This is a genomic window from Prosthecobacter sp. (assembly GCF_049294395.1).
Classification (GTDB): domain Bacteria; phylum Verrucomicrobiota; class Verrucomicrobiia; order Verrucomicrobiales; family Verrucomicrobiaceae; genus Prosthecobacter.
Map to the genome: position 1 here is coordinate 1 of NZ_JBAQCR010000236.1, position 1630 is coordinate 1630.

Sequence of the window (1630 nt, forward strand, 5' to 3'; positions counted from 1 at the left end):
GGAGGTAGCTCTTGCAGCTGCGCGCGAGTTCCGGCAGGCGGTGGGCGCGGCGGTGGAGCCACCAGCCGAGGAGGAAGAAGGTGCCGTAGTAGAAAATGGCGCGGAGCGGCGGGGTGAGATCGCCCCCTTTGTCGTGCACGAGGCCGACATCGTGGTGGGCCCACATGAGGAGCATGCTGAGGGGGACGAGCGCGAGGATGCGCGCGGGGCGGGCGAGGAGCCAGTCGAAGCCGGCATCCAGCGCGCGGAGGCTGCGTGCGAAGGGTGCGCGAAGGCCGAGCCAGAGGATGAGGCTGGCGGCGGCGCAGTGGAGCAGGAGGATCTCCAGAAACCACAGGTGACCGGGACGGGCGAAGAGGCCGGGCCAGTGGCCGTCTGCGAGGGGGAGCTGCTGCGTGGCCCACAGGCTGATCCAGCTGGAGAGCGGCACAATGGTGAGCATGCCGAGGAGAAAGGGCAGGCCGATGCGCTGGGCGCGCTGCCGGATGAAGCCCTGCAGCCCGGACCGCCCCCACAGGAAGCACGAAAAGAAACCGGCGAGGAGGAAGAAGAGATGACTGCGAAAGCCGCCGATGATGCCGACCATCAGGGTGAAGCCAAAGCTGCGGCTGGCATCGGCAATGGGCCAGGAATTCGCGAAGCTGACGTAAGCCAATGCGGCATGCTGGGTGATGACGGTGAGCATGACGACGGCACGCAGATTGTCCAAGGCATGGAGTCGATGAGCGGTCGGGGCGGCGTGGGGGGCGGAAGGTTCTGGGGGAGGCAAAAGGGCGGGCGGGGGTGCGGGGCGCGTTTGGGGGAGAGACGTGAAGTGTAATCTGCGTGCGGGGCGATGTCGAGGCTGCGGGAGAAATGGGAGGCGATGTCTGACAAAGGGTGGCTGGGACAGGGGCATCGGCCAATGGAGGTGTCCGGCTGTGCGCTGCTAACCGAGAACTGAGGACAGATCACGAAGATCCCCCTTGCGGCACCCGTTTGTGCCCCCCCCTGCATCTGTGGGGGTTTTCGGGCTTGGGGAGGTGGTGGACGGGTGAGGCCTCATGAAATCCACACTCTTATCTGTCGTTCTTTTTGCCTCCGCACTGCCCGCCGGCGCGGAACTCATCATCACGTATGCGGAGAATCCGGAGTCGAATCTCTCGTCGCTGGCCAACACGAATGTCTTCACCTTTAACGATCTTTCGACGGGGGTGAACAAGCATGTGTCGTGGCAGGGGGTGGGAACGTTCAACCAGCTCTATGTGAAGGCCACGGACATGTACGGCGGCGCGGTGGACGCGGCGAATCCGAAGGGATCGCTGTATTCGCTGCAGGGCGCGGGCACGGAGGTGCTGAGCAGCACGCTGAAGCTGGACAAGAGCTCGTCCTACTTCGGCATGTGGTGGTCTGCGGGAGATCCGAACAACAAGCTGGAGTTTTACAACGGCTCGAAGCTGGTGGGCGCCTTCACCACGGCGAGCCTGATGGAGAAGCTGCCGGACACCTACTTTGGCAATCCAAAGGACAGGTCGCTGGACAGCTACGAGGCTTTTGGCTTCATCAATTTCTTTGGCGATCCAAACACGACGTGGAACAAGATCGTGCTGAGCAACAACAACTCGTCGGGCTTTGAATCGGACAACTACAC

Annotated in this window: 2 protein-coding genes; one reads left to right on the forward strand and one right to left on the reverse strand. The window is 63.1% G+C overall.

Annotation, left to right across the window (positions count from 1 at the left end; all coding sequences use genetic code 11):
• On the reverse strand, positions 1-709 hold a 709-nt coding region (locus WAW39_RS16310), incomplete at its 3' end, for an acyltransferase family protein (RefSeq protein WP_422320250.1).
• 334 nt (positions 710-1043) lie between these two features.
• Here WAW39_RS16310 and WAW39_RS16315 point away from each other — a divergent pair.
• Positions 1044-1630, forward strand: a 587-nt coding sequence (locus tag WAW39_RS16315; RefSeq protein ID WP_422320251.1) for a hypothetical protein, incomplete at its 3' end; no start/stop codon positions are given.